Origin of the sequence: Mesorhizobium sp. WSM4904 (assembly GCF_029674545.1) — a bacterium.
Classification (GTDB): Bacteria; Pseudomonadota; Alphaproteobacteria; order Rhizobiales; family Rhizobiaceae; genus Mesorhizobium.
Genome location: NZ_CP121354.1, coordinates 6,626,578 through 6,651,861, shown reverse-complemented (window position 1 = coordinate 6,651,861; position 25,284 = coordinate 6,626,578). Strand labels below are relative to the sequence as shown.

24 protein-coding genes are annotated in these 25,284 nt (G+C 63.8%); 15 read left to right on the top strand and 9 right to left on the bottom strand.

Going from position 1 to position 25,284, the window contains the following annotated elements:
• Positions 1-908: 908 nt before the first annotated feature.
• From rpsT to QAZ47_RS32050, 4 genes are all read right to left on the bottom strand, one after another.
• Complete coding sequence (rpsT, locus tag QAZ47_RS32065; protein ID WP_124996039.1) at positions 909-1,175, bottom strand: 30S ribosomal protein S20; 267 nt, start codon at positions 1,173-1,175, stop codon at positions 909-911.
• 241 nt (positions 1,176-1,416) lie between these two features.
• On the bottom strand, positions 1,417-2,190 hold the full coding sequence (locus QAZ47_RS32060; RefSeq protein ID WP_278232053.1) for an enoyl-CoA hydratase: 774 nt from the start codon (positions 2,188-2,190) through the stop codon (positions 1,417-1,419).
• A gap of 40 nt (positions 2,191-2,230) precedes the next feature.
• Positions 2,231-3,121 (bottom strand): bifunctional DNA-formamidopyrimidine glycosylase/DNA-(apurinic or apyrimidinic site) lyase, encoded by an 891-nt coding sequence (gene mutM, locus QAZ47_RS32055; protein ID WP_278232052.1) that lies wholly within the window; start codon positions 3,119-3,121, stop codon positions 2,231-2,233.
• Entirely contained in the window at positions 3,105-4,352 is a 1,248-nt protein-coding gene (locus QAZ47_RS32050; RefSeq protein ID WP_278232051.1) for a phosphopentomutase, read from the bottom strand. The genes mutM and QAZ47_RS32050 overlap by 17 nt, the downstream gene beginning before the upstream one ends.
• 195 nt (positions 4,353-4,547) lie before the next feature.
• Between QAZ47_RS32050 and QAZ47_RS32045 the strand changes: the two genes are divergently transcribed.
• A complete protein-coding gene (locus tag QAZ47_RS32045) occupies positions 4,548-5,483 on the top strand; it encodes a PhnD/SsuA/transferrin family substrate-binding protein (protein WP_278232050.1) in 936 nt (311 codons plus the stop codon).
• Positions 5,484-5,487: 4 nt separating this feature from the next.
• Here QAZ47_RS32045 and QAZ47_RS32040 read toward each other — a convergent pair whose 3' ends face one another.
• The 3 genes from QAZ47_RS32040 to QAZ47_RS32030 all read right to left on the bottom strand — a co-directional run bounded on the left by QAZ47_RS32040 (position 5,488) and on the right by QAZ47_RS32030 (position 7,291).
• Positions 5,488-6,099, bottom strand: a complete 612-nt coding sequence (locus tag QAZ47_RS32040) for a TadE/TadG family type IV pilus assembly protein (protein ID WP_278232049.1) — start codon at positions 6,097-6,099, stop codon at positions 5,488-5,490.
• A gap of 39 nt (positions 6,100-6,138) precedes the next feature.
• Positions 6,139-6,699: a TadE/TadG family type IV pilus assembly protein gene (locus tag QAZ47_RS32035; protein WP_278233925.1), complete on the bottom strand. Its 561-nt coding sequence runs from the start codon at positions 6,697-6,699 to the stop codon at positions 6,139-6,141.
• A 169-nt stretch (positions 6,700-6,868) separates the two neighbouring features.
• Positions 6,869-7,291, bottom strand: a complete 423-nt coding sequence (locus QAZ47_RS32030) for a pilus assembly protein N-terminal domain-containing protein (protein WP_278204911.1) — start codon at positions 7,289-7,291, stop codon at positions 6,869-6,871.
• A 356-nt stretch (positions 7,292-7,647) separates the two neighbouring features.
• Here QAZ47_RS32030 and QAZ47_RS32025 point away from each other — a divergent pair, with 356 nt between their 5' ends.
• The 9 genes from QAZ47_RS32025 to QAZ47_RS31985 all read left to right on the top strand — a co-directional run bounded on the left by QAZ47_RS32025 (position 7,648) and on the right by QAZ47_RS31985 (position 16,912).
• Positions 7,648-7,824: a Flp family type IVb pilin gene (locus QAZ47_RS32025; RefSeq protein ID WP_278076127.1), complete on the top strand. Its 177-nt coding sequence runs from the start codon at positions 7,648-7,650 to the stop codon at positions 7,822-7,824.
• A gap of 167 nt (positions 7,825-7,991) precedes the next feature.
• Entirely contained in the window at positions 7,992-8,510 is a 519-nt protein-coding gene (locus QAZ47_RS32020) for a prepilin peptidase (protein WP_278204909.1), read from the top strand.
• Positions 8,511-8,803: 293 nt separating this feature from the next.
• Positions 8,804-9,616 (top strand): Flp pilus assembly protein CpaB, encoded by an 813-nt coding sequence (cpaB, locus tag QAZ47_RS32015; RefSeq protein ID WP_278076129.1) that lies wholly within the window; start codon positions 8,804-8,806, stop codon positions 9,614-9,616.
• A complete protein-coding gene (locus tag QAZ47_RS32010) occupies positions 9,613-11,142 on the top strand; it encodes a type II and III secretion system protein family protein (protein ID WP_278232048.1) in 1,530 nt (509 codons plus the stop codon). Before cpaB ends, QAZ47_RS32010 begins: the two co-directional genes overlap by 4 nt.
• A gap of 14 nt (positions 11,143-11,156) precedes the next feature.
• The gene (locus QAZ47_RS32005; RefSeq protein WP_278232047.1) at positions 11,157-11,894 is read left to right on the top strand and encodes a CpaD family pilus assembly protein; all 738 of its coding nucleotides are present in this window, start codon (positions 11,157-11,159) and stop codon (positions 11,892-11,894) included.
• A 30-nt stretch (positions 11,895-11,924) separates the two neighbouring features.
• The gene (locus QAZ47_RS32000) at positions 11,925-13,208 is read left to right on the top strand and encodes a CpaE family protein (RefSeq protein ID WP_278233924.1); all 1,284 of its coding nucleotides are present in this window, start codon (positions 11,925-11,927) and stop codon (positions 13,206-13,208) included.
• Positions 13,209-13,238: 30 nt separating this feature from the next.
• The gene (locus tag QAZ47_RS31995) at positions 13,239-14,738 is read left to right on the top strand and encodes a CpaF family protein (RefSeq protein WP_278232046.1); all 1,500 of its coding nucleotides are present in this window, start codon (positions 13,239-13,241) and stop codon (positions 14,736-14,738) included.
• A gap of 130 nt (positions 14,739-14,868) precedes the next feature.
• A complete protein-coding gene (locus QAZ47_RS31990) occupies positions 14,869-15,882 on the top strand; it encodes a type II secretion system F family protein (protein ID WP_278232045.1) in 1,014 nt (337 codons plus the stop codon).
• Between the two features lie 13 nt (positions 15,883-15,895).
• On the top strand, positions 15,896-16,912 hold the full coding sequence (locus QAZ47_RS31985; RefSeq protein ID WP_278204902.1) for a type II secretion system F family protein: 1,017 nt from the start codon (positions 15,896-15,898) through the stop codon (positions 16,910-16,912).
• Positions 16,913-17,108: 196 nt separating this feature from the next.
• Here the strand turns inward: QAZ47_RS31985 and QAZ47_RS31980 are convergent, their stop codons facing one another.
• On the bottom strand, positions 17,109-17,936 hold the full coding sequence (locus QAZ47_RS31980) for a tetratricopeptide repeat protein (protein WP_278204901.1): 828 nt from the start codon (positions 17,934-17,936) through the stop codon (positions 17,109-17,111).
• 226 nt (positions 17,937-18,162) lie between these two features.
• Between QAZ47_RS31980 and QAZ47_RS31975 the strand changes: the two genes are divergently transcribed.
• From QAZ47_RS31975 to pdeM, 5 genes are all read left to right on the top strand, one after another.
• The gene (locus QAZ47_RS31975) at positions 18,163-19,527 is read left to right on the top strand and encodes a leucyl aminopeptidase family protein (protein ID WP_278232044.1); all 1,365 of its coding nucleotides are present in this window, start codon (positions 18,163-18,165) and stop codon (positions 19,525-19,527) included.
• 73 nt (positions 19,528-19,600) lie between these two features.
• Positions 19,601-19,951, top strand: a complete 351-nt coding sequence (locus tag QAZ47_RS31970) for a MarR family winged helix-turn-helix transcriptional regulator (protein ID WP_278232043.1) — start codon at positions 19,601-19,603, stop codon at positions 19,949-19,951.
• Positions 19,952-19,981: 30 nt separating this feature from the next.
• The gene (locus QAZ47_RS31965; RefSeq protein WP_278232042.1) at positions 19,982-20,842 is read left to right on the top strand and encodes an NlpC/P60 family protein; all 861 of its coding nucleotides are present in this window, start codon (positions 19,982-19,984) and stop codon (positions 20,840-20,842) included.
• 229 nt (positions 20,843-21,071) lie between these two features.
• Positions 21,072-23,594, top strand: a complete 2,523-nt coding sequence (locus QAZ47_RS31960) for a ligase-associated DNA damage response DEXH box helicase (RefSeq protein ID WP_278232041.1) — start codon at positions 21,072-21,074, stop codon at positions 23,592-23,594.
• Positions 23,595-23,619: 25 nt separating this feature from the next.
• Complete coding sequence (gene pdeM, locus QAZ47_RS31955) at positions 23,620-24,336, top strand: ligase-associated DNA damage response endonuclease PdeM (RefSeq protein ID WP_278232040.1); 717 nt, start codon at positions 23,620-23,622, stop codon at positions 24,334-24,336.
• 9 nt (positions 24,337-24,345) lie between these two features.
• Here the strand turns inward: pdeM and QAZ47_RS31950 are convergent, their stop codons facing one another.
• On the bottom strand, positions 24,346-25,281 hold the full coding sequence (locus QAZ47_RS31950; protein WP_278232039.1) for a DmsC/YnfH family molybdoenzyme membrane anchor subunit: 936 nt from the start codon (positions 25,279-25,281) through the stop codon (positions 24,346-24,348).
• Positions 25,282-25,284 lie beyond the last annotated feature (3 nt).

Genomic DNA, 25,284 nt, shown 5'->3' with positions numbered 1-25,284 from the left:
GCCGTCCCCTCCGACGATAGTTGCTGGGAATGGGAGTTCGCCCGCTATCTCCCGTTCGATGCCGCTTTGCATGATCAAGTTCCTTGTCTTCTCGTACCCTTTTTCCGCCGGGAGTGCGCCTCCTGCACCCTGGGTCCGGCGACGTTTTCCGCCGCGCCTTCATCGCCGCCGCCGGCGATATAGTCGCAACGTTGCGCAAGGGACCTGTGCTGGCTCTTGCAAGCCGGCTTGATCATGCCAAGGCAATACAACACCGTCCGGCGAAAACGCCGGCCCAACGTCGACTGCCATGTACAATTACGCCAGTCCCCTACCCACCGAAGAGACAAACCAAGCCGCACGCGGAATTGCTCCGCGTCATGAATTCCGCCATTTTTTGCTGGCCGATTCAGGCTGGGTCAAGGGCAAGTGCCCGTCCCTTCGATGAATGGACATTACCGAAATCGCTGTGGATAGGGCAAGGCCACGTCTAACTGATTTTTAACGAATCTGGTTACCGGAGACGTGTTCGAAGCAGGTGCCGTCGCGGCACATTTTGATAAAGCCATTGTGATTCAAACCCTTTTCCGGCGAATGTGAAAAAGGCCACACCTTCGGAAATTTTCTGAAATAATTCTCTTGACAGCTACTTGTCCCCCGCCGCTCCTCCGCAGGTTGAACAAGCTGTGGATGACCGTCTGTAACTTATTGAAAAATATCGGGAATTTGTGACAGGCTAAGTTACGGCCATAGCCGCATTCAGCGGGCGTCGATATCTGCGATTATGTATATGCCGGCAAAACATTCGCAACTTCGAAATTCGGCCTGAGCGTCGTTATGCACGCGTTCTTTTTAAGTACTTGCCGGCAAACGAAAAAACCCGGCCTGTGCGGCCGGGTTCAAGGATAACGGTTCTAAATGGAAGTCGGTCAGGCCGACAGCACCTTGACCCGCTGTGCCAGCCGCGAAACCTTGCGGGAAGCCGTGTTCTTGTGGATGACGCCCTTGGTTGCGGCGCGCATCAATTCCGGCTCCGCGGCCTTGAATGCCTCCAGCGCCGCGGCCTTGTCGCCGGCGGCGAGCGCCTCTTCGACCTGGCGGACATAGGTGCGGACGCGCGACCGGCGGTTCTTGTTGATCGCCGCGCGGCGGGCGATCTTGCGCGTTGCCTTTTTGGCCGAAGACGTGTTGGCCATGATGCCTCTCTTCTGATCTGCTGGGCGCCAGCGGGGTGCCGCAGGGCGCAAAGAACAAACGGGCAGCCACGGGGCCGCCTCGGTTGGTGCGGCTTATAGTTCAGCTTTTCCGGCGCGTCAACGCCGCTTGGCGGTCTTTTTGGCAGCCTGGAGCGCGTCGCGTCGAAACGCACGACGCTCTCCGGGGCGTTGTCTCATACATGTCGTTTCCCAACCGCCGCGCATCTTGGGGGGACACGCATCAGCGGTTGGTGAAATTCGGCTTCCGCTTCTCGACGAAGGCGGCCATGCCTTCCTTCTGGTCGTCGAGCGCAAACAGCGAATGGAACAGTCGGCGTTCGAAGCGCAGTCCTTCGGCGAGCGTCGTTTCATAGGCCCGATTGACGGCTTCCTTTGTCATCATCACGGATGGCAGCGAAAACTCGGCGATCTTCGCCGCCGCCTTTAGCGCTTCCTCGACGAGCTCGGCGGCCGGCACCACCCGTGAAACCAGTCCGCAGCGCTCGGCTTCGGCGGCATCCATCATGCGCCCGGTCAGGCACATGTCCATCGCCTTCGACTTGCCGACGAAACGGGTCAGCCGTTGCGATCCGCCCATACCCGGCATGACGCCGAGCGTGATTTCGGGCTGGCCGAATTTTGCATTGTCGGCGGCGATGATGAAGTCGCACATCATCGCCAGCTCGCAGCCGCCGCCAAGCGCATAGCCGGCCACCGCCGCGACGATCGGTTTGCGCGCACGCGTGAGTTCCTCCCAGCCGACGAAGAAATCCTGCGTATAAGCGTCGACGAAGGAGATCGCCTGCATTTCCTTGATGTCGGCACCGGCCGCGAAGGCCTTCTCCGAACCCGTAAGGACCATCGCGCCGATGCCGGCATCGGCGCCGAACGCGTTCACCGCGGCCACGATCTCCGCCAGCACCTGCGAATTCAGCGCGTTGAGGGCCTTCGGCCGGTTCAGCGTGATCAGCCCGACCTTGCCGCGTGTTTCCACGAGAATGGTTTCGTAGGCCATGGCATCGTCTCCTCGCTTCGGTTGCGGAGACCGGTCTAGCTCACCGCTGACAGGTCCGGCAATAGAAGGTCGAGCGGCCGCTTTGCACGATGCGCTCGATATGGCCGCTGCAGCGTGGTTTCGGACATGGCTCGCCTTCTCGGTCATAGACGGCGAAGGAATGCTGAAAATAGCCAAGCGACCCGTCTGTCTGGACATAGTCGCGCAGCGAGGATCCGCCGGCGGCGATCGCGTCGGCGATGACCGAGCGGATCGCCTCGGCCAGGCGTTCGCATTGCTCTTTCGCTTTCTTGCCGGAGCCGGCGATGGTACCGGCTTCGCGCAACGGCGACAGGCCGGCGCGCCACAGCGCCTCCGACACATATATGTTGCCGAGCCCGGCGATCAGCCGCTGGTCGAGCAGTGCCGCCTTGAGCGGCGACCTGCGGCCCTTGAGCAGCGAGGCGAGCAGGGGGCCGTCGAGCGCATTGCCGGCCGGCTCGATGCCCAGCCCCGCCAGCATCGGATGCGTGTCCGGCGCCCCTTCGGCAAACAGCATGAAGCCGAAACGGCGCGGGTCGTTGAAGATGATGCGCGACCGCTCGCCCTTCGGCGACTGGACATCGAACACGACATGGTCGTGCGCGCCGTTCTTCGAGCGCTCGTGATGGAAGGTGCCGGGGGTGCCGCTGCCCTCGGCGGTTTCGACGCGGAACGATCCCGACATGCCGAGATGGCAGATCAGGACCGGACCGTCCTCGATATGCATCGTCAGATATTTGGCGCGCCTGCCAAGCGCCGTCACGGTCTTGCCGGCTAGCCTCTCCGAAAACCGCTCTGGAAAAGGAAAGCGAAGGTCTGGCCGTCGCGCCTCGACGTTGACGAGCCGCGCCCCTTCCAGAACCGGTTGCAGGCCGCGCCGGACCGTCTCGACCTCAGGCAGTTCTGGCATGGCCGCCTATCGTTGCAAGGAAAGAGGTGCCGTGGCGGCAAGGCGCAAGGCCGAGGTGATCCGCGACGGTTTCGCCTATATCGGCGAAGGTCGGCCTGAGCCCGATGTCGCCGCCCTTCAACCCGGGCCCGATGCCAATCACCGGAACGCGTTCGCGCGTGTGATCGGTGCCGCGCCAGGTCGGATCATTGCCGTGGTCGGCGGTGAGGATGAGCAGGTCGCCCGGCTGGATGCGGGACAGCGCTTCCGGCAGCCGGCGGTCGAAGGCCTCGAGCGCCCAGGCATAGCCGGCGACATCGCGTCGGTGGCCGAACTCGGTGTCGAAATCGACGAAATTGGCAAAGACCAGGTCGCCTTCGCCGGCGTCGTCCATGGCACCCAGCGCCTTGTCGAACATCGCAATGTTGCCACCGGCCTTGCGGACCTCCGAGATGCCGCGATGGGCGAAGATGTCGCCGATCTTGCCGACGGCGATGACCTTGCTGCCGCGCTCCGTCAGCCGGTCGAGCAAGGTCGGCTCCGGCGGCGGCACGGCATAGTCGCGGCGGTTGTGGGTGCGCTGGAAGATGGCTCTCGTCTCGCCGACGAAGGGCCGCGCGATCACCCGCCCGATCTTGAGCGGATCGACCAGACGGCGCACCGTCAGGCAAAGCTCGTAGAGCCGCTCCAGGCCGAAATGCGTCTCGTGCGCGGCGATCTGCAACACGGAATCCACCGAGGTGTAGCAGATCGGCTTGCCGGTGCGGATATGCTCCTCGCCGAAGCGCTCGATGATCTCGGTTCCGGGCGCGTGACAGTTGCCGAGGATGCCCGGCACCTTGCCTTCGCGGATGATCGCGTCGGTCAGCCCGGCAGGGAAGGCCGGCACGGTGTCGGGAAAATAGCCCCAGTCGAAACGCACGGGCAGGCCGGCGATCTCCCAGTGGCCCGACGGCGTGTCCTTGCCGCTCGAGACCTCCTGGGCAGCGCCGTGGAAGGACGAGGCCAGCAGCGGCGTGTCGGCGTCGAGCCCCAGTCCGGTTGCTGTATGCGCTGCGCGGGCGAGCCCAAGCGAGGCCATGTTGGGCACCGCGAGCGGCCCGCTGCGCAAGCCTTCACGATCCGCGCGGCCGTCGGCGCAGGCCTGCGCGATATGCCCGAACGTGTCGGCGCCGGCATCGCCATAGCGCTCGGCATCGGCCGCTCCGCCGATGCCGAAGGAATCGAGAACGAACAGGAAAGCCCGCGCCATGAAGTGCCATCTCGCCCTAGGATTTTGCTTTTGAAGCATGATCGTCTCCGAAAAGTCTGCAACTTTTCGGGATCATGCTCCGGGCAGCCAGACATAAGCTTCCGCGGCGGCGTTGGCAAATCGGAAACCAAACGGCAACGGCTTGGCGCCATAGTCGTGCAAATCGGGCGAAACGCCGGCGGGAGAGCGGCAAGCATGGGCAAGGCTGGAAAATCCGCGGCAAGCCGGGCGTTGAGGACGTGCGCGGCGGCTCTCGCGGTGCTCTCGGGGACCTTGCCGGCGCGCGCCGACTGGCGCGACGACATCGGCACGTTCCGCATCGGCATCGTCGCCGAGCCCGGAGGCGGCAACACAGTTCCCGGTCTGGCGCGCTTGACGGATGCCTATACGAACGCTCTCGGCATGAAGGTGGAGTTCGTGGTTGCCCGCGACTATGCGGCGCTGATCCAGGCGCAGGCGAGTGGCCGCGTGCAATATGCGGTCTATTCGGCGCTCGCCTATGCCGCGGCCTCGGAGCGCTGCGGCTGTGTCGAGCCGCTGGTGGCGCCGGTCGACGCCGATGGTGCCGTCGGCATTCGTTCCGTGCTGCTGACGCGCGACGGCAAAGTGCCGGACCTCGCGGCGATGGCCCCGCACCGGATCGCGATCGCGCCCGCCGACAATGTCGGCGGTTCCCTGCTGCCGCTGACCGGGCTCTCAGGCGAAGGCGCGAAGATCGCGGAGGACTCATCCTTCCTGGCGCGCGCTCCTTCGGCAACCGCGGCCGAGGCGATGCTCGGCGACGGTGAAGCCGACGGCCTGTTCGGCTGGGAGCCTGTCGACGCCGACGGCCAGCCTACCAACACGGGCGGCACGATCGTACGGCTCGAGGCCGCCGGCGTCCCGAAGACATCGCTTCGGGTGCTATGGACCTCGGCTCCGCTGCGATACGGACCTCACGCCGTGCGCAGCGATCTCGATGCCGAAGCCAAGCGCCGGCTCGCCGTGTTTCTGACCAATCTCAAGTCGCTGACGCCGGACGTCTACGATCTTTTGGAATCGACGCATTCCGGCGGATTCGAGCTGGCCGTGTCGAAGGACTATGCAACGGCGCTGGCCATCGTGCGACGGGAAGCGGGCGGTCGGGAATAATCCCTCAGCAGTCGGTGCAGGGGACCGTGGGGCCGCGGCGCGGCCTCAGATAGTATGTCTCGCCCATCGGTATCTTGTTGAAGACCGAGGTCAATCCAAGCGCCTTCGATTCGTCGGCCGACCAGGTGATCATCGCCTCGTAGCCGAGGTCGCTTTCCACCCGCACGAGGAAGGTGTTGCGTATATTCAGCGTCGACGGAACGGTGGTGGGATCGTCCTTCTTTGCGTCGGCGCTATAGGTGGTGCCTGCGAGCTTGCGCGACCAGGCCACCCTTGCCTGGGGCGACGCCTGGTCGCTGATCTGGATGCCGGTGATGATGATCGTCGGCGTCGAGCGGTTGTAGGGCTGCAGCGTCGAGGTGCCGATCTTCATGATCGCATCGAGATCCGCTTTCGTGACCGTTGTCTGCTGCGTGACGAGGTCCGCCACCATGCTGCCGATGCGGCTGACCTTCTTGCTGGTCTCGATCGCCTGCGAGGCTTCCATCGTGATGAAATACATGATGAGCAGCACCGGCGCGATGAACGCGAACTCGATTGCCGCGACGCCGCGGCGATCGCGGAAAAGCCTCGCCGCAATGGCCGAAATTCCCCAGTGTGCCCCCGCACGGTACATTTTACCTCCACCCGCCGCAGTCTCAGCCGCCGAGCAGTCTCAATTGTCGAATGGTTCGTTCTGCCAAGTCACGGACGCGAAATGCAGCGTGTCGCCGTCTATGTTGGCCATCTGCTTGGCCAGGAAATCGGTCATGACCGGCCATTTGTAGAAAACACGCAGCATGTTCTTCGTTTCCGCCAGCCCGGGTGATACCCCGAAAGGCATTGAGTTCGTGCCTTGCGTCAGCACGATCTGGCCGTTCACGATCTTGAAGCTCGCCGTGGCGGCGTCGGCAAAGGTCGGATACTCACGCAGGTCGACCTGCAGGCGTTCAAGACAGTTGCCGGTGACGATGATGGCCATCCCGTCGCAGATCTGCTGCTTGATCGAGGCTTCGGTCACATTCGCCTTCTTGAGCTGCCCGGTCCTGAGCTGGCGCGCGACGTCATCGGTGATGTTGGCCATCACCTCCTGGCCGGCGAACGAGATGCAGCTTTCGAGGATGGCGAAGACTAACAGGGCAAACGGCATGGCAAGCAGCGCGAACTCTATGACTGTGCTGCCGCGCCTGTCGCTGAAGAAGCCATGGCGAGACTTTGCCCTTGCCTTGCCGTCCATGCCGCCCTCGGGTGTCGGATCCTTGCTCATGTCCCGTTCCTGCCGATCCCTTGCAATGCCGGCGGCAACATAGCGAAAAACCCATTGAGGCCCGGTTTGGATGAGCGTTAAATTCGACGGACGACCTTTAACCCGCCATTAACGTCGCGGCGCTTGCCGGCGTCGGCCCTCAATGGCCGGCGTTCATTTCGGTCTCGGACGTTTTCTCAGCTTCGCTCTTGTACGAGCTTTCGCAATAGGGAGTGCAGGACATTGTCTGGACTTCGGCACGCCTGTAGATGCGCACCGATGACGCGGCTTGCCGCACGACCGTCACCTGCTCGTCGATGATCGGGCTGCCATCGGAGTCGAGCACGACCAGATTGGTGACGCCGAAACCCTTGCCGGTGAGGACGACCGTCGAGGCGTCTTGCACGGCGGCGTCGGCGATTGCCGGATTGCCTATGACGATCGTGTCGGCGGCACGCGACAACTTGACGATCTTTGCCTGATTCATGGTGACCTCGATGCCGGCGCCGGCCCTGGCCGGCACGACGAAAGCGGCAACTGCCAGCAGCGCGACGACTGGAAATGGCGATCTCGACAAGGTCATTGAGGCGCTCCGGAGCGGCAGACTGTTCAACGGAACATGAACGAAATTGGTGAACCGACGGTTAAACGCTGCATGGCTGCGATAAGGATTGGTCGACTCGAGAGCCATGAGCCAGCAGCATACGCTGTTTTAGCAAAGCAGCGCGTGGCCGCTTCTCCGCGCTTTTTTCTTCCCGTCGGTCCGCCTTTCGACGCTTAGGTCACGGTTAACCAAGCAACGGGTTCGCCCCCGGAAAGGAATCGGTAAGGGTATTTATTAAGCCGATTGAAAGGGCTTCTCCCTAAATTCGCAACATCCGATCAACCGGCAAGAGAAGTTGACGGAAGTGCTGTAACACGTGGAGTAGGAGCTCTCGAATGTCTAACCTCATTGCACGTTTCGCGAAGGACGAATCCGGCGCGACCGCCATCGAATACGGTCTGATCGCCGCTCTCATCGCGCTCGCCATCATGGTCGGCGCCGGCCAGCTTGGCAGTGCCCTGAACAGCAAGTTCATCGCCATTGCAAACAAGCTTGAAGGCGCCGGCAACTAAGACGCCGGCAAGCCGCGTGGTTGATAAAATCGCGCGTTTCGAAAGGAAAAAGGGTCGCTCTTGGGCGGCCCTTTTCTATGCAACCGGACGATTTGAGTGTCCGGTTGCATCAATCGTTAATTCGCCGAGTCTAGGCTGGCGTCGATTTTCGTGCGGGTCCGTCGTCCATGCTTGAAGCCGCGATCTTCGTCGTCTTTCCTTTCTGCATGCTGTTTGCGGCGATCTCCGACACACTGTCCATGACGATCGCCAACCGCGTGCCTGTGCTGCTTCTGGCGACATTCGCTCTGGTGGCTCCGTTGACCGGGATGGACTGGGCAACCTATGGCGGGCATTTCGCGGCCGGTGCCCTGGTGCTGGCGGTGACTTTCGGCCTGTTCGCGCTCGGCGGCATGGGCGGCGGCGACGCCAAGCTGCTGGCGGCGACCGCAGTATGGATGGGGCTCAACATCAATCTCATCGGCTACCTGGTAACCTCGACGTTGATCGGCGGCCTGCTGACGATTGCCATTCTGGCTTACCGGAAATCGCCGCTCGCGGCCTACACCGGCCATAACCGTTTCCTGCGCCATTTCGCAGACGAGCGCGCAGGCATTCCCTATGGCGTGGCACTTGGTCTCGGCGGGCTTCTCACCTTCCCGGATTCTCCGCTGATGGTCTGGGCGCTGGATAGGCTCACCGCCTAATGCATGTCGCCCAAAAGTGCGCAGCGGTTTTGGGAGAACGACATGCATCAAAACAAGGACTTAAAGCGCGTCGTCTGGATATGTTTCAGCGCGACGCGCTTTAACTGGTTCGCAGCAGGCTTCTCGGGGCGGCTTGGCCGCCTTTTTTCGTTAACGGCAAGCGGTTCCGTCTAATTTGAGTAAACCTTAAATTAATCACGATCGTAAGCATTGCATTAACCTTGTTTTGACGATTGCGGCTGCAAAGTCCGGCCTGGCTAGGTGGTTTGCCTTGAGGCGAAGGGTTCGGACGAATGCCAGCATCCCGACTGATTATTCTGGGCGTGGCAGTGGCCGCGGCGGGTGGCGCGGGTTATGTCGCAAAGAACATGGTGGTGGCGCCGCCGCCTCGGGTCGTTGTCGACGCTCCCAAGCAACCGGCGATCGCGCTGCAGGATGTCTTGGTGCTTTCCGGCGATGTCGCGATGGGCAGCCAGCTCGGCGACAACATCAACTGGGAGCAGTGGCCGGCCAGCGGCGTCAACGCCAATTTCATCACCCGTGCCGCCGAACCTGACGCGGCCGAAAAGCTCAAGGGCTCGGTGGCGCGCGTGGCCATGTATACCGGCGAGCCGTTGCGGCGCTCCAAGCTGGTCGGCGAAGGGCAGAGCTTCATGTCGTCGATCCTGCCGTCCGGCATGCGCGCCGTCGCGACCGCCATATCGGCCGACACGTCGGCCGGCGGCTTCATCCTGCCCAATGATTTCGTCGACGTCATCATGACCCGGCGCGCCGACACCGGTAACGGCGGCAGCGGCTTCAACACCGAGACCATCCTCAAGAACATCCGCGTCCTGGCCATCGACCAGACCATCCAGGAAGACGAAGAAGGCAAGAAGACCAGGGTCGGCCAGACCGCGACGCTGGAACTGACGCCGCAGCAGGCGGAGATCATCACGGTGGCGCAGCAGATGGCGGACCGCCTGACATTGGCGCTGCGTCCGATCGTGGACACGAATGAGAAGAACCTGGGCGAGGCCGACTACCTGGTGAACGGCAACGGCCGGCGCGGCACGGTACGGCTGATCAAGTCGGGCGAAGTTTCCGAAGTGGGAGCAAGGAAATGAGGCTAAACGGCAAACTGCCCGTCATGGCGGCAGCGGCAATCGGCCTGTTCCTGCTCGGCACCAATGCGCCAGGCCTCGTCGAGGCCAAGGCCGCGAACAGGTCGGCGGGCGTGACGGCCTCGGTCGCCACGCAGCGCGTCAAGCTCGGTCTCAACAAGTCGGTGGTCATCGATCTGCCGAACGACGCCTACGACATCCTCGTCGCCAATCCGGCGGTCGCCGACGCGGTGACGCGCACGGCGCGCCGCATATATCTGTTCGGCAAGGCGGTCGGCGAGACCAACATCTTCGTCTTCGGCCCCAATGGCGAGCAGATCGCCAGCCTCGACCTGGCGGTCGAGCGCGACGTCGCCGGACTGGAAGACTATCTCAAGCGCTTCCTGCCGACATCGGAGATCAAGGTCGAGCTGCTGAACGACAACGTGATCCTCACCGGTACGGTGGACACGCCGCTCGATGCCAAGCGCGCCGTCGACCTGGCGACCATCTTCGTCTCGGGCGGTGAAGCCACGACCGGCCAATATTCGCAGACGGCCGCCGGCGGATCGGCCAATGGCGGCGTCGACATCAACAACCCCGACCAGGAGCGCCGGGTCTCCAAGATCGTCAATCTGCTGCAGATCATCGGCGACGATCAGGTCACGCTGAAGGTGACGGTGGCCGAAGTCAGCCGCTCTGTGATGAAGCAGCTTGGCGTCAACATGATCGGCAGCGGCGGCAGTAACGGCATAACCTGGGGCGCGGTCAGCGACAATTTCACCGGCCTCGGCAAGCAACTGTCCAATTCAGGCTTCAATGTCGGAACGTCTTCGATCCAGGCCTATATCAATGCTATGGAATCGGCCGGCGTCATGAAGACGCTTGCCGAGCCGACGCTCACCGCTGTCTCCGGCGAGAAGGCTACCTTCAAGGTCGGCGGCGAATACAACATGGTGACTGGCGTCTCCGCCAATGTCTCCAACGATAACCAGACCGGCCTGAAGACCTATTCGATCGAGAAGATCGAATACGGCATCGGGTTGGAGTTCCAGCCAGTAGTGCTGTCACCGGGCCGCATCAGCCTGAAGGTTAGGACGGCCGTTTCGGAGCCGACGACCGAAGGCTCAGCGTCCTTCTCTTCTGGCGTCACGAGCCCCGGCATGAACGCTTTGTCGCTGCGCAAGCGTCTGGCCGATACGACGGTCGAATTGCCTTCCGGTGGCTCGATGATGATTGCAGGTCTCGTGCGCGACGACGTCAGGCAGGCTGTCAACGGATTGCCTGGGTTGACCAAGATCCCGGTGCTCGGCGCGCTCTTCCGCAGCCGCGACTTCGTGCGCAACGAGAGCGAGCTCGTCATCATCATCACGCCTTACCTGGCGCGACCGGTGGCGCGCAACGACCTTGCCAAGCCGGATGACAATTTCAACCCGCCGAGCGACGGCGCCGGCATGTTCCTCGGCCGCGTCAATCGCGTCTACGGCACCATGCAGACCGACAGGCCGGCCGGCCGTTACCACGGCGTCGTCGGTTTCATCTACAAATGAGCGGGAAAGCGGACATGTCTCAGTCAGCATCGAAGGCCATGACGATCGCGGCGGCAACATGTGGCCGCGGACGTTTCCGTCGGACGGTCCCTGTCCTGGCGATCGCCCTTGCGGCATCGCTCGCCGGATGCGCCAACTTCCATCGCGACAGCATTACGGTGGGCTCCATTCCCGACGACTACCGCACCAATCATCCGATCGTCATCGCCGAGAAGAACCAGAAGATCGACCTTCCGGTCGGCGCCGGCGATCGCGGCATGACCGGTTCGCAACGCGACGCGCTGCTCGGCTTCCTCGACGGTTACGACAGGAGCGCCGCCCCGGCACTGACGATTGCGGCTCCCGTCGGATCCGCCAACCAGCTTGCCGCCCAGGCGGCCAGCCGCGACTTTGCCCGGCTTGCCATGGCTGCCGGTGTGAAGCGTAACCGGATCGTCATGACGTCTTACCAGTCCGCCGTGCCTGAAGCCTCGGCGCCTGTCCGCGTCGCCTTCGTCGCCGTGCAAGCTCAGACCGACAAATGCGGGCGTTGGCCGAACGACCTTACGGAAACGTCGGAGAACAAGCATTACGCCGATTTCGGCTGCTCCTATCAGAACAACCTTGCCGCCCAGATGGCCAATCCCAACGATCTGCTGGGGCCGCGCAAGCAGTCCGACATCGACGCCGAAAATCGCAGCAACGTGATCGATGTCTATCGCGCCAGAGGCATTTCGGACGAGTTCCTCGGCAATTCGGAAGTGACGTACTGAGCCGCGCCGGATGGCGGAAAGAGCATGACGATGAGCAATCTTGCCTACGACACGCCCTCGGATACCGGCGATCTCTCGCAACAGGACATCGCCGCAATGCAGGCGCTGCGCCCGGTGCCGCGCATTTCGATCCAGGCCTTCTGCGAGACCGACGGTGTCGCCAATCCCATCGAGCGTGCCGGCGAGGATCGCCGCATGGCCAAGGCCCATCTCAAGGTCCATATGGGCGGTATCGCCACCGCGATCGAATTCTACCAGTCGGCGCCGACACCCAACCTGATCATGCTGGAATCGCGCAGCGAGCCGAAACAGCTGCTCGAGCAGCTCACTCAACTCGCGGAGTATTGCGATCCTTCCTCGAAGGTCGTGGTCATCGGCCATTACAACGATGTCGGCCTCTACCGTGAGCTTATCCGCTCCGGCATTTCCGAATATGTCATCGCGCCTGTATCGATGACCGACATCGTCAGCGTCGTGTCGTCGATCTTCGTCGATCCCGAGTCCGATCCGATCGGCCGCTCCATCGCCTTCATCGGCGCCAAGGGCGGCGTCGGCTCCTCGACGATCGCCCACAATGTCGCCTGGGCGATATCGTCATTGTTCAAATCGGAGGTCGTGGTCGCCGATCTCGACCTCGCCTTCGGCACCGCCAACATCAATTTCGACCAGGACCCCGCGCAGGGTATCGCCGAGGCGGTGTTTTCGCCCGAGCGCGTCGACGAAGTCTATCTCGACCGCCTGCTCGCGCAGTGCGCCGAGCATTTGTCGCTGCTGGCGGCACCGTCCACGCTCGAGCGCGTCTACGATTTCGATCCGGACGCCTTCTCCCAGGTCATCGAAACGGCGCAGCGCAGCGCGCCTTTGCTCGTGCTCGACGTTCCTCATATCTGGAGCGGTTGGACGAAGAGCACGCTGATCAAGGCCGACGAGATCGTCATCACGGCCACGCCCGAGCTGGCAAATCTTCGCAACACCAAGAATATGGTGGACATGCTGAAGCGGCTGCGTCCGAACGACCCGCCGCCGAAGCTGATCATCAACCAGGCAGGCGTTCCGAAACGGCCGGAGATCGCCGCATCGGATTTTTCCGAACCGCTCGGCATCACACCGATGGCGGTGATCAATTTCGAGCCGCTGCTGTTCGGCAACGCGGCCAACAACGGCCGCATGCTTGGCGAGATGGACGCCAAGAGTCCGGTCGTGGGCACGATCAATGAAATCGCGCATGTGCTGACCGGGCGCAGCGAGATCAAGGCGAAGAAGAGGGCAGGCCTGAGCTCCATCCTCGGCAAGCTCTCGCGCAACAAGAAGTGACGCTGGCAGAGCGGCATCGGGTAGTCGATCATGTTTGGTAAACGAGGCACAGACGACGGCAGCCGGGCAGCTCCCGAATTCCGTCCGCCAGCACCTCCTCCCGCCGCTCCCGGTCCGACCGGGACGATGGCTCTCGATCGGTCGGCCGCGTCGGTGCCCGGCATGCCTGCCCCGACGCCCGCCCGCCGTCCGGTGGAGGCGCCGCCGATGGCGCCAGAGCCGCCGAGAAGGGTCCAGCGCGAGCGCAGCGAAACCTACTACGACACCAAGAGCCAGGTGTTTTCCGCGCTCATCGACACGATCGACCTGTCGCAGCTCGCCAAGCTCGATCCGGAAAGCGCGCGCGAGGAAATCCGCGACATCGTCAACGACATCATCGCGATCAAGAATTTCGTGATGTCGATCTCCGAGCAGGAAGAGCTGCTCGAGGACATCTGCAACGACGTGCTCGGCTATGGACCGCTGGAGCCGCTGCTCGCCCGCGACGACATCGCCGACATCATGGTCAACGGCTCCAAGAACGTCTACATCGAGGTCAACGGCAAGGTCGAACCGACCAGCATCCGCTTCCGCGACAACCAGCAGCTGCTCAACATCTGCCAGCGCATCGTCAGTCAGGTCGGCCGCCGCGTCGACGAATCGAGCCCGATCTGCGACGCGCGCCTTCCCGACGGCTCGCGCGTCAACGTGATCGCGCCGCCGCTCTCCCTCGACGGCACCGCGCTCACCATCCGCAAGTTCAAGAAGGACAAGCTGACGCTCGACCAGTTGGTCAAGTTCGGCGCCATCTCGCCGCAAGGCGCCGAGATCCTCAAGATCATCGGCCGCGTCCGTTGCAATGTCGTCATCTCGGGCGGCACAGGCTCGGGCAAGACGACGCTGCTCAACTGCCTGACCAACTACATCGATCGCGAGGAGCGGGTCATCACCTGCGAGGACTCGGCCGAGCTGCAGCTGCAGCAGCCGCACGTGGTTCGTCTCGAAACCAGGCCGCCCAATCTCGAAGGCGAGGGCGAGGTGACCATGCGCGACCTCGTCAAGAACTGCCTGCGCATGCGGCCCGAACGGATCATCGTCGGCGAGGTGCGCGGGCCGGAAGTGTTCGACCTGCTGCAGGCGATGAACACTGGCCATGACGGTTCGATGGGAACCATCCACTCCAACAGTCCGCGCGAATGCCTGAACCGTATTGAATCGATGATCGCCATGGGCGGCTATTCGCTGCCGCAGAGAACGGTGCGCGAGATCGTCGTCGGCTCGGTCGACGTCATCATCCAGGCGGCTCGCCTGCGCGACGGCTCGCGCCGCATCACCCACATCACCGAGGTGATCGGCATGGAAGGCGACGTCATCATCACCCAGGATCTCGTCCTCTATAACATCAAGGGTGAAGACGCGAACGGCCGCCTGATCGGCGAACATGTCTCCACCGGCATCGGCCGGCCGCATTTCTGGGACCGTGCCCGCTACTACGGCGAGGAGCAGCGTCTCGCCAGTGCGCTCGAGGCCATGGAGAAACGTGCTGACTAGAGCAATTCCCGGAAAAGTGCATAGCGGTTTTCCGTCCGGAATTGCCTGAAAACAAATATTTAGAGCAGGTCAGCGATTCTACGAAAGCTGAACCGCTCTAGTGCATCTGGAGGCGTAGAGGCCAAGGTTGATGTTCGGAATTGACACCACGGTTCTGGCTTTCGTCGTGCTTGCCGGCCTCAGCGCCGGCGCGATGGCCTATGCTTTCCTGTTCACGCGCATCGACAACGAAAAGCAGGCCGGCAAGCGGCTTGAAACAATCAAGACGGCAGAGACCGACCGGTCGGTGGTGAAGGCTACGCGCGACCGGGCCGCGGAAGCGGTCAGGCGGCGCAAGACCCTTCAGGATTCGCTCAAGCAGCTCGACGAGAAGCAGAAAACCAGCGACCGCAACATCAAGAAGCCGCCGCTGAAGGCCCAGATCCGCCAGGCCGGCATGACGGTTCCCATCGAGCGCTTCTACATGTACTCGGTGATCTGCGGCATCGCGCTGACCTTCCTTGCCTATCTCGCCGGAGCGCCGTTGCTCATCCTGCCTGGCGCGCTCTTGGCCGGGGCCCTCGGCCTGCCGCGCTGGTTCGTCTCGTTTCGCCGCACGCGCCGGGTGAAGGCTTTCCTGGAGGAGTTCCCGAACGCACTCGACATCATCGTGCGCGCGGTGAAATCCGGTCTGCCGCTGAACGATGCGATCCGCCTGATCGCCAACGAATCTCCGGAGCCGGTCCGCTCCGAGTTCCGCCGCATCGTCGATTCCCAGCAGATGGGTCTGTCGATCCCGGATGCCACGCTGCGCATGTCCGAGACCATGCCATGCACCGAGGCCGGCTTCTTCGGCATCGTCATCCAGATCCAGTCGCAGGCCGGCGGCAATCTCTCCGAGGCGCTTGGCAACCTCTCGCGCGTGCTGCGCGACCGCAAGAAGATGAAGGCCAAGGTGCAGGCGCTGTCGATGGAAGCGAAAGCGTCGGCCGTCATCATCGGCGCCTTGCCGTTCGTCGTCGCCTTTCTCGTCTATCTTTCGAGCCCGAACTACATCATGCCGCTGTTCACGACCAGTGTCGGCAATCTGATCCTCGGCTGTTCCGGCGTCTGGATGTCGATCGGCATCGTGGTGATGCGCAAGATGATGAATTTCGAAGTTTAGGGACGCGGATACAATGACAGACCAGGTCGTCAAGACGCTAACCGATCCTTCCTTCCTTATCGCGCTCCTGGTCGGCATCGCGGTTTTTGCGACCGTCTTCACGCTCATGCCCGCGCTCGGCGGCGATCAGCTCAAGGCGCGCATGAAAACCGTGGCGCTCGAACGCGACGAGCTGCGCTCCAAGCAGCGTGCGCGCCTTGCCAACGAGGCTGACCGCCGCCGCAAGGGGTTGCGCGAGGAGCAGTCGATCGGCATGCGCAACATCGTCGAGCGACTGGATCTCAAGCGCGCGCTTGCCGACGAAGGCACGCTGCAGAAGCTCAAGGTGGCGGGCTTCCGCGGCCAGAATCCGCTGACGCGCTTCCTGTTCTTCCGCCTGATCCTGCCCTTCATCGGATTTGCGCTCGCGGCGATCTACCTGTTCCTGCTCGGCGGTCTGGCGCAGCAGCCGGCTTTCATCAAGCTGTTCGTCTGCGTTCTTGTTGCCTATGGCGGCTTCTATGCGCCGATCCTCTACGTCAACAACCGCGCGACCAAGCGCAAGCAGTCGATCCAGCTGGCATGGCCGGACGCGCTCGACCTGTTGCTGATCTGCGTGGAGTCCGGCATGTCGGTGGAGGCGGCGCTTCGCAAGGTCGCCGACGAGATCGGCGCCCAGTCCGTGGCGCTCGCGGAGGAGTTCGTGCTTACCAATGCCGAACTCTCCTATCTGCAGGACCGCAAGGTAGCCTACGAGAACCTGGCGAGCCGCACCGGCCTGGAATCGGTGAAGTCGGTGTCCCAGGCCCTGGTTCAGGCGGAACGCTACGGCACGCCCGTGGCGCATGCGCTGCGCGTGCTGGCCTCGGAAAGCCGCGACATGCGCATGAACGCGGCAGAGAAGAAGGCCGCAGCGCTGCCGCCGAAGCTCACCGTGCCGATGATCCTGTTCTTCCTGCCGGTTCTGTTCGCCATCATCCTGGGTCCCGCCGGCATCCAGGTCAGCCAGCGCGGCATCTTCGGCGACCAGCACAGCTCCAGCAGTCAATAGGCGAAGCTGTCTAAAGCATGTCTCCCCGAAGCGGGAACCGGTTTCGCGACCAAGACATGCGTAAAATCAAAAACCTAAAGTGCATGGGGCGAATCTGAAAGATCGCGACGCGCTTTAGGTCATGACAAAAGCCGCGTGGCGGGAGCCGCGCGGCTTTCCCTTGTCTGGTGCGGGGCTTGACGCGGCGCAGCCGCGGTCAGTTGGTCGCGACCTTCGCCTTGTCCTTGTCCTGATCCTTGAGCTGGCTCCAGGCATTCTGCTGGGCGAGCATCTGGCGCAGATAAGCGATATTGGCCTGCGCCTGTTCCGGCGAAAGCTCCTGCGAGGCAATCTTCTCGGCTTCGTCGAAGCGGCCTTGCAGGCCGACGACCAGCGCCAGGTTCTGCCGCACGCGGCTGTCGGCGTTCGGCTGCTGCGCGGCCGAGCGCATATAGGTTTCGGCTGTGCGCAGATCGCCCTCGAGCACGTAGGACATGCCGAGATTGGAGAGGATGGAAGGTTCGTTGGGCTTGAGGTCGAGCGCTTTTCGGTAATCCTGACGCGCCTCGTCCCGCTGTCCCATCTGGTCGAGGATGGCGGCTTCCGCCGACACCAGGCGCCAGTCCGGATATTCCGGCGTCTGCGCGCGGCGTACAGCATCGAGCGCCGGCTCGAACTGCCCGTTGGCGGCAAGCGCCTTGCCGTAGGCGGCGAGCACGTCCCGGTCCTTGGGGTAGGCGATTGCGAGCTTGCGCATCACCGCCAGCGACTGGTCGGCGTCGCCATCCATCTGCAGCGCCGCCGCGTAATTCGTGGCGATGCGTTTGTCGTTCGGGTTCCTGGCGTAGGATTCGCCAAGCCTGGTCGTGGCACTGTGCAATTCGCCGGCCGACATCGTTTCCAGCGGCCTGCCGTCGGAGCGGGAAATGGAGCCGGTGGTGAACTTGCTGGTGCTGCTGCAGCCCGCGATGCCGGCCGCCAGCGCCACCACCAATGCCGTGGTCACCAGACGCTTGTCTTTCACGTTCGGCGCATTGATCGGCATTTGCACCTGGTCTCCATCCTGTGCGGCCGTTGGCTGGCCGGTCTTCCCTCCCGCAGAAATATTCTGTTAACCCTAACGGACCGTTAAGAAGCTGACTCGCCATTGCATGTCGCCCACAAGTGTGCAGCGGTTCTGGGACAACGACATGCATCAAAACAAAGACTTAAAGCGCGTCGCCTGAAATCCGTTTCTGCGCGACGCGCTTTACCTATTCGGAGACCATCGAATGCCTGTCGAACTCGTTGACCAGAAGCCGGAAGCCGCCCTGCCAGTCTATCTGCTGGGAAAGGACGGTCTCGACGGCGCGGGCCTTCCGCCGTCCGTCATCGCTTGGGCGCGAGCCAATGGCTTTTCCGGCGAGGCGGGCCGGACGCTGATCCTGCCCGGTGAGGGTGGCGCTCTCGCCGGTGCGCTGTTCGGCACCGGCGACGGCGAGAGCCAGCTTGCCGTCGGCGCCTTGGCGCGGTCGCTGCCCGAGGGCGAATGGTATTTTGCCCAGGACCTGCCTGCGCCCGATCTTGCGGCGCTTGCGCTCGTCCTCGGCGGCTACGTCTTCACCCGCTACGGCAAGAAGCCCGGCAAGGCATTGCGCTTCGCGCTGCCGCCGGGCGCCGACGCCGCGCACATCCGTCGCATCGCCGACGGCGTGTTCCTGACGCGCGACCTCGTCAACACGCCGACCAGCGACATGGGGCCGGGTGAGCTGGAGGAGGCCGTCCAGACCTTGGCCGCCGCGCATGGCGCCGACGTCTCCGTCGTCAAGGGCGACGATCTCCTGGCGCGGAATTTCCCGATGATCCATGCCGTCGGCCGCGCCTCGGCCGGCGCGCCGCGGCTGATCGACATGAGCTGGGGACCGGGCGATGCGCCGAAGGTGACACTGGTCGGCAAGGGTGTCTGCTTCGATACCGGCGGCCTCGACATCAAGCCGTCGTCGGGCATGCTGTTGATGAAGAAGGATATGGGCGGTGCCGCAAACGTGCTGGGTCTCGCGTCGATGGTCATGGCGGCGAAACTGAATGTCCGGCTGCGCGTGCTGATCCCCGCGGTCGAGAATTCGATCGCCGGCAACGCCTTCCGGCCGGGCGACGTTCTGAGGAGCCGCAAGGGCATCACGGTCGAGATCGGCAACACCGATGCGGAAGGCCGGCTGGTCCTGGCCGACGCGCTGGCGCTCGCCGACGAGGAGAAGCCGTCCCTGCTGATCGACATGGCGACGCTGACCGGAGCGGCGCGCGTCGCGCTTGGCCCTGACCTGCCGCCCTTCTACACCGGCGACGAGGCGCTGGCGTCCGATCTGGCGGCGGCTTCGCTTGCAGCCGAGGATCCGCTGTGGCGCATGCCCCTGTGGCGTCCCTACGACGCGAAGCTTTCCTCGAAGGTCGCCGACATCAACAACGTCACCACGGACGGCTTTGCCGGATCGATCACCGCGGCTCTCTTCCTCAAGCGCTTCGTGGAAAAAACGCCCGTCTGGGCGCATTTCGACATTTTTGCCTGGAACCCCGCCGATCGTCCGCACGGACTGACGGGCGGCGAAGCGCAAGGTATTCGCGCGCTGGAGCGCATCATCGCGACACGGTTCGGGTGAGCGCCTGGCAAAAAAGCCGGCAAAACGCCTGGACTGAAACGGACGCGAAACAATTTACCGTCATGCTGGGCGGATGTCGATCTCGATGCGCCCGAGCCAGGCCTTGCGACTGTGGCAGCAGGTGTTGCTGTCGCAGGTGCGCGACGGCGCGCCCGATCTCACCATGCGCCAAACGGCGATCCTGCTCACCATCTACCTCGATCCACCGCCGCACACGGTGCGCGGCCTTGCCGCCAGGCTCAACGTCACCAAGCCGGTCATCACCAGGGCGCTCGACACGATGGGCGCGCTGAAGCTGGTCTCGCGCCACCGCGACGAGGCCGACAGGCGCAACGTGCTGATCCGGCGCACGGTCGAAGGCGCGCTCTTTGTCGAGCGCTTCGGCGATGGTATCGTCGCCAAAGCGCAAGAACTGCCCATCTGACCGATCACCAAAGTTGACTGGATTGCCGATTTGACTGCCAGGGATGCCCGCCTTCACGCTTTCCGTTCCGACCTTGCCGATGCCAGGCTGAAAGGCGAGGTCGCCGCCGACCGCTTCGTCGCCGGCCGCCCGGCGCGGATCACGGCTTCCGTCGCCGACCTGCGCAAGGCGCCGCGCCCCGGTGCCGGCGTCAACACGCAGGCGCTGTTCGGAGACGATGTGCTTGTCTTCGAGGACGCGGAAGGCTGGGCCTGGGTGCAGGCCGAGCGTGACGGCTATGTCGGCTATGTCGCCGACAACGTGGTTGGTACGCGTGAGCAAGCCCCGACCCATATCGTCTGCGTACCCCGCACCTTTCTCTATCCAGGCCCCGACCTGCGCTTTCCGATCGGCGGGCAACTGTCGATGGGCTCTACGGTGACGGTGGCGGGCTCCACTGAGACGCGCGGCACGCACTACGCGCTGCTGCCTTCCGGCCAGGCGATCATCGCTCGCCATCTCAGACCGATCGCGGAGCTGGCAGACGACTATGTCACGGTGGCGGAAAGCTTCCTCGGCACGCCCTATCTCTGGGGCGGTGTTTCCGGCTTCGGCATCGACTGTTCCGGTCTCGTGCAACTGGCGATGCGCATGACCGGCAAGGATGTGCTGCGCGATTCCGACATGCAGGCGGCATCGATCGGCACGCCGCTCGAACCGGGCGTCGACTTCTCCGGGCTCCAGCGCGGCGACCTCGTCTTCTGGAAAGGTCACGTCGCGATCATGACGGACGCGAAGGACATGATCCACGCCAACGGCCACACCATGCTGGTCTCGCGCGAGGGGCTGAAGGAAGCGGTCGAGCGCATCGGCTATCTTTATGGCGGCCCCACGGGGTTCAGGAGGCCGTAGCGCCAGCTTCTCCTTCTCCCCTTGTGGGAGAAGGTGGCCTCGCGAAGCGAGGTCGGATGAGGGGTGCTCCAGGGAAAGCCAGCGTCTCATTTCGCTGGAACACCCCTCATCCGTCTTGCCGCTGCGCGGCAATCCACCTTCCCCCACAAGGGGGGAAGGAAGAATCACGCGATCCCCTTTTGTTCCGATTTTTCTTGGCGAGCGCGCTGCGTCGCGCTACCTCTGGCACGTGACAGAGCAGCCGCGCCTCGCCGAACAGAATGCCGCCGTCCTGCTGCCCGAGCCATTCGTCAGATGGTTCGCCGCAAAGGGCTGGTCGCCGCGCGTCCATCAGCTCGAGCTGCTGGCCAAGGCCGAAAGCGGGCAATCGGTGCTGCTGATCGCGCCGACCGGCGCCGGCAAGACGCTGGCCGGCTTCCTGCCTTCGCTCACCGAACTCGCGAAGCGTCCGCGCCGCAAGCCCGGCGAAGCGCATCGCGGCATCCACACGCTCTACATCTCGCCGCTCAAGGCGCTGGCGGTCGACATCGAGCGCAATCTCGGCAAGCCGGTGGAGGAGATCGGGCTGCCCGTCACGATCGAGACGCGCACCGGCGACACGCCCTCGCACAAGCGCCAGCGGCAGAAGCTCGTACCGCCCGACATCCTGCTCACCACGCCCGAGCAGCTCGCCTTGCTGATCGCCTCGAACGACGCCAAGCGCTTCTTCGAAGACTTGCGCTATGTCGTTCTCGACGAGCTGCATTCGCTCGTCACCTCGAAGCGCGGGCACCTTTTGGCGCTGGGCCTGGCCCGATTGCGCAGCTTCGTTCCCAAGCTGCAGACCATCGGCCTGTCGGCGACGGTCGCCGAGCCGGACGAATTGCGGCGCTGGCTGGTTGGCCAAAATCCTGCAGGCGACATGGCCGGGCTCATCACTGTCGCTGGCGGCGCCAAGCCCGACATCTCCATCCTCGACTCGCGCGAGCGCGTGCCGTGGTCGGGGCACTCGGCCCGCTATGCCATCCCCGAAATCTACGAGGCGATCAAAGAGCATCGCACGACGCTGCTCTTCGTCAACACGCGCAGCCAGGCTGAGCTTTTGTTCCAGGAGCTTTGGCGGGCGAACGAGGATTCTCTTCCGATAGCGTTGCATCACGGTTCGCTCGATGTCGGCCAGCGCCGCCGCGTCGAGAAGGCGATGGCCGACAATGCGCTGCGCGCCATCGTCGCCACCTCGACGCTCGACCTCGGCATCGACTGGGGCGATGTCGATCTGGTCGTGCATGTCGGCGCGCCGAAAGGCGCCAGCCGGCTGGCGCAGCGCATCGGCCGCGCCAACCACCGCATGGACGAGCCGTCGAAGGCGATCCTGATCCCGGCCAATCGCTTCGAGGTGCTGGAATGCCGCGCCGCGCTCGACGCCAATTATCTCGGCGCGCAGGACACGCCGCCGCTGGTCAAGGGCGCGCTCGACGTGCTGTCTCAGCATGTGTTGGGCGTCGCCTGCGGCGGGCCGTTCGATGCCGATCTTCTGTTCGAGGAAGTGCGCGGTGCCGCTCCTTACGCGGCGCTTGAGCGCGAGACCTTCGACCGCGTCATCGACTTCGTCGCCACCGGCGGCTACGCGCTGAAGAACTATGAGCGCTACGCCCGCATCCGCCGGAACAAGGACGGGCTCTGGCGCATCTCGCACCCGAGCGTCGCCCAGCAATACCGGCTGAACGTCGGCACCATCGTCGAGATGCCGGAGCTCAATATCCGCTATGTCCGGCAGGGCCGCGGCATGGCCGGTCGCGGCGGGCCGGTGCTCGGCAAGATCGAGGAATATTTCGCCGAGACGCTGCGGCCCGGCGACAATTTCCTGTTCGCCGGCAAGGTGCTGCGCTTCGAGGGCATCCGCGAGAACGAATGCGTCGTCTCCAATGGCGCCGGCGCCAACATCATCGTGCCGTCCTACGCCGGCGGCAAATTCCCGCTGTCGACCTATCTCGCCGAGCAGGTGCGCGGCATGCTGGCGGACAGCGACCGCTGGCGGGCTTTGCCGGAGCAGGTCGCGGACTGGCTGCGGCTGCAGAAGGAAAAGTCCGTGCTGCCGAAGCGCGGCGACCTTCTGGTCGAGACCTTTCCGCGCGGCAACCGGCACTACATGGTCGCCTATCCTTTCGAGGGCCGGCTGGCGCACCAGACGCTCGGCATGCTTTTGACGCGCCGGCTGGAGCGCGCGCATGCCAGGCCGCTCGGCTTCGTCGCCACCGATTATTCACTGGCCGTCTGGGCGCTGGACGACATGGCGGCGCTGTTCAAGGCGAAGAAGCCGTCGCTGGCCGCGCTTTTCGACGAGGACATGTTGGGCGACGATCTGGAGGCCTGGCTGAACGACAGCTGGATGCTGAAGCGCACTTTCCGCACCTGCGCGGTCATCGCTGGCTTGATCGAGAAGCGCTATCCCGGCCAGGAAAAGAGCGGGCGCCAGGTGACGGTCTCGGCGGACCTCATCTACGATGTGCTGCGCAGCCACGAGCCGGACCATATCTTGCTGCAGGCGACGCGCACCGACGCTTCGGCCGGATTGCTCGATGTCAGCAGACTTGGGGAGATGCTCTCGCGCGTGCGCGGTCGAATCATGCATAAGCATCTCGATCAGATCTCGCCGCTGGCGGTGCCGGTGATGCTGGAGATCGGCAAGGAATCGGTTAATGGCGGCGCCAACGACACGCTGTTGATGGAAGCCGCCGATCTGGTCGAGGAAGCCATGGGCGGCCGAGCGTGACGGGCTGAGAGAGGGCCAAGAGGGGATGAATTTTTCGCTGTCGCGCGCAACGCTGATCGCCGAGGCCGACCTTGTCGGCATCGCCGGCGAGCGCGCGGTTTGCGACCGGCGCGGCGTGCTCTATTTCCCCGATCTGCGGCTGCTCGCGGTCTCCGACCTGCATCTCGAAAAGGGCTCGTCCTTCGCCAGGCGCGGCGCGCTCATCCCGCCCTACGACACCGGCGCCACCTTGCTCAAGCTGCAGGCGGTGATCGCCGACTATCAGCCGCGGATCGTCGTCAGCCTTGGCGACTCCTTCCACGACGGCGGCGGTGCCGAGCGCATGCATCTGAGCTTCCGTGAGCGGCTGGAGGCAATGATGGCCGGCCGCGACTGGTTCTGGGTTGCCGGCAACCACGATCCCGAGGCGCCCGCCGACCTGCCGGGCGAAACGGTGAAGGAACTCGCCATCGGCTCGCTGCTCTTTCGCCACGAGCCCTCGAAGCTGCGGGTGGAAGGCGAGATCGCCGGCCATCTTCATCCTTGCGCCCGCATCGTACAGCGCGGCCGCTCGGTCAGACGGCGCTGCTTTGCCGGCGATGGCGGCCGCATGATCATGCCGGCCTTCGGCGCCTACACCGGCTCGCTCAACGTGCTCGACCGCGCCTATGCCGGCCTGTTCCGCCTGGAAACGCTTGTTGCCTATATGCTCGGCACCGAGCGCATCTTTGCGATCTCCGGCTCTATGCTGCGGCCCGGCTGAAAGCCGCCTCTATCTGCCATAGTAAAGCGTGACCGTGTGCTTCGCCTCGGCGAAGAACAGCCAGCGCTCGACCAGCATACCGGCGAGTTGGCAAATGGCGGCGAGGACCGACGCTATGGCCGCGACTGGCCGCGGAGACACAAGGGCGATAACGAGCAAGATGGCCGGCACCGCGAAGGCCAGCGCCTGCGTGATCCGCCTCAGCTTGGCGCTGTGCTTGCGCGCGATGCGGAAACCCATCTCCTTGAGCAAGTAGTTTTCTTCGGTGTGCGGCCATTCGATCGACCGCACCGTGCCGCCCGCCAGCCCCGTCGCCGTGTTGGCGGTGGTCGGGATTTCCAGCCGGTCGTTATGCCGCCAGGTCGCGAGCTTCCAGGCCCAGCCGGCAAGCGAGGCAAGCAGCGCGCCGGTCAGCACCGCCGTCGAATCCATGGCGAAACCCTGGAGAAGGGCGTTGAGCAGCACGCCGCCTGTCATGCCCGCGAAGATGAAATAGGCCGGCAGCGTAAAGGGACTGTGCCACTGCGCGACCGGCTTCAGCGAGGCGTAGATCATGCCCGTCGTACCGACCGTGGTGATCGCGCCGGCTGAAGTCAGCAGGCCAGCAACCGCAACCCAGCCGCCGCTTCGGCCGAAGAACACCCAGCCGATGCCGAACAACCCGGCAGGGATGAAGGTCGCGACCGACGCCACGCCTTCGCGCGACAGCCAGGAGCTGCGCCATTGCGAGAAGGCGCGCCAGGCGCGTTCGGGCCGGCCGAGATGTCCGGTGGAGGAGAGCAGGCCGGCTATGATCAGGCCAAGCGCAAGCGCCATGCCGACAAAGCCAAGCCACAACTCGGGCTGGATGAAACCCAGCCCGCCGAGCCCGCCGAGCAGCGCCAGCAGGCCGTAGCCGGCCCCGGTAGCGGTGGTGAAGAAGACGACCGAGAAAGCGGGATGCATGAT

Coding starts and splice junctions, on each gene's coding strand:
- rpsT (WP_124996039.1), bottom strand. CDS start 1,175: ATGGCCAACACGTCTTCGGCCAAAAAGGCAACGCGCAAGATCGCCCGC.
- QAZ47_RS32060 (WP_278232053.1), bottom strand. CDS start 2,190: ATGGCCTACGAAACCATTCTCGTGGAAACACGCGGCAAGGTCGGGCTG.
- mutM (WP_278232052.1), bottom strand. CDS start 3,121: ATGCCAGAACTGCCTGAGGTCGAGACGGTCCGGCGCGGCCTGCAACCG.
- QAZ47_RS32050 (WP_278232051.1), bottom strand. CDS start 4,352: ATGGCGCGGGCTTTCCTGTTCGTTCTCGATTCCTTCGGCATCGGCGGA.
- QAZ47_RS32045 (WP_278232050.1), top strand. CDS start 4,548: ATGGGCAAGGCTGGAAAATCCGCGGCAAGCCGGGCGTTGAGGACGTGC.
- QAZ47_RS32040 (WP_278232049.1), bottom strand. CDS start 6,099: ATGTACCGTGCGGGGGCACACTGGGGAATTTCGGCCATTGCGGCGAGG.
- QAZ47_RS32035 (WP_278233925.1), bottom strand. CDS start 6,699: ATGGACGGCAAGGCAAGGGCAAAGTCTCGCCATGGCTTCTTCAGCGAC.
- QAZ47_RS32030 (WP_278204911.1), bottom strand. CDS start 7,291: ATGACCTTGTCGAGATCGCCATTTCCAGTCGTCGCGCTGCTGGCAGTT.
- QAZ47_RS32025 (WP_278076127.1), top strand. CDS start 7,648: ATGTCTAACCTCATTGCACGTTTCGCGAAGGACGAATCCGGCGCGACC.
- QAZ47_RS32020 (WP_278204909.1), top strand. CDS start 7,992: ATGCTTGAAGCCGCGATCTTCGTCGTCTTTCCTTTCTGCATGCTGTTT.
- cpaB (WP_278076129.1), top strand. CDS start 8,804: ATGCCAGCATCCCGACTGATTATTCTGGGCGTGGCAGTGGCCGCGGCG.
- QAZ47_RS32010 (WP_278232048.1), top strand. CDS start 9,613: ATGAGGCTAAACGGCAAACTGCCCGTCATGGCGGCAGCGGCAATCGGC.
- QAZ47_RS32005 (WP_278232047.1), top strand. CDS start 11,157: ATGTCTCAGTCAGCATCGAAGGCCATGACGATCGCGGCGGCAACATGT.
- QAZ47_RS32000 (WP_278233924.1), top strand. CDS start 11,925: ATGAGCAATCTTGCCTACGACACGCCCTCGGATACCGGCGATCTCTCG.
- QAZ47_RS31995 (WP_278232046.1), top strand. CDS start 13,239: ATGTTTGGTAAACGAGGCACAGACGACGGCAGCCGGGCAGCTCCCGAA.
- QAZ47_RS31990 (WP_278232045.1), top strand. CDS start 14,869: ATGTTCGGAATTGACACCACGGTTCTGGCTTTCGTCGTGCTTGCCGGC.
- QAZ47_RS31985 (WP_278204902.1), top strand. CDS start 15,896: ATGACAGACCAGGTCGTCAAGACGCTAACCGATCCTTCCTTCCTTATC.
- QAZ47_RS31980 (WP_278204901.1), bottom strand. CDS start 17,936: ATGCCGATCAATGCGCCGAACGTGAAAGACAAGCGTCTGGTGACCACG.
- QAZ47_RS31975 (WP_278232044.1), top strand. CDS start 18,163: ATGCCTGTCGAACTCGTTGACCAGAAGCCGGAAGCCGCCCTGCCAGTC.
- QAZ47_RS31970 (WP_278232043.1), top strand. CDS start 19,601: ATGTCGATCTCGATGCGCCCGAGCCAGGCCTTGCGACTGTGGCAGCAG.
- pdeM (WP_278232040.1), top strand. CDS start 23,620: ATGAATTTTTCGCTGTCGCGCGCAACGCTGATCGCCGAGGCCGACCTT.
- QAZ47_RS31950 (WP_278232039.1), bottom strand. CDS start 25,281: ATGCATCCCGCTTTCTCGGTCGTCTTCTTCACCACCGCTACCGGGGCC.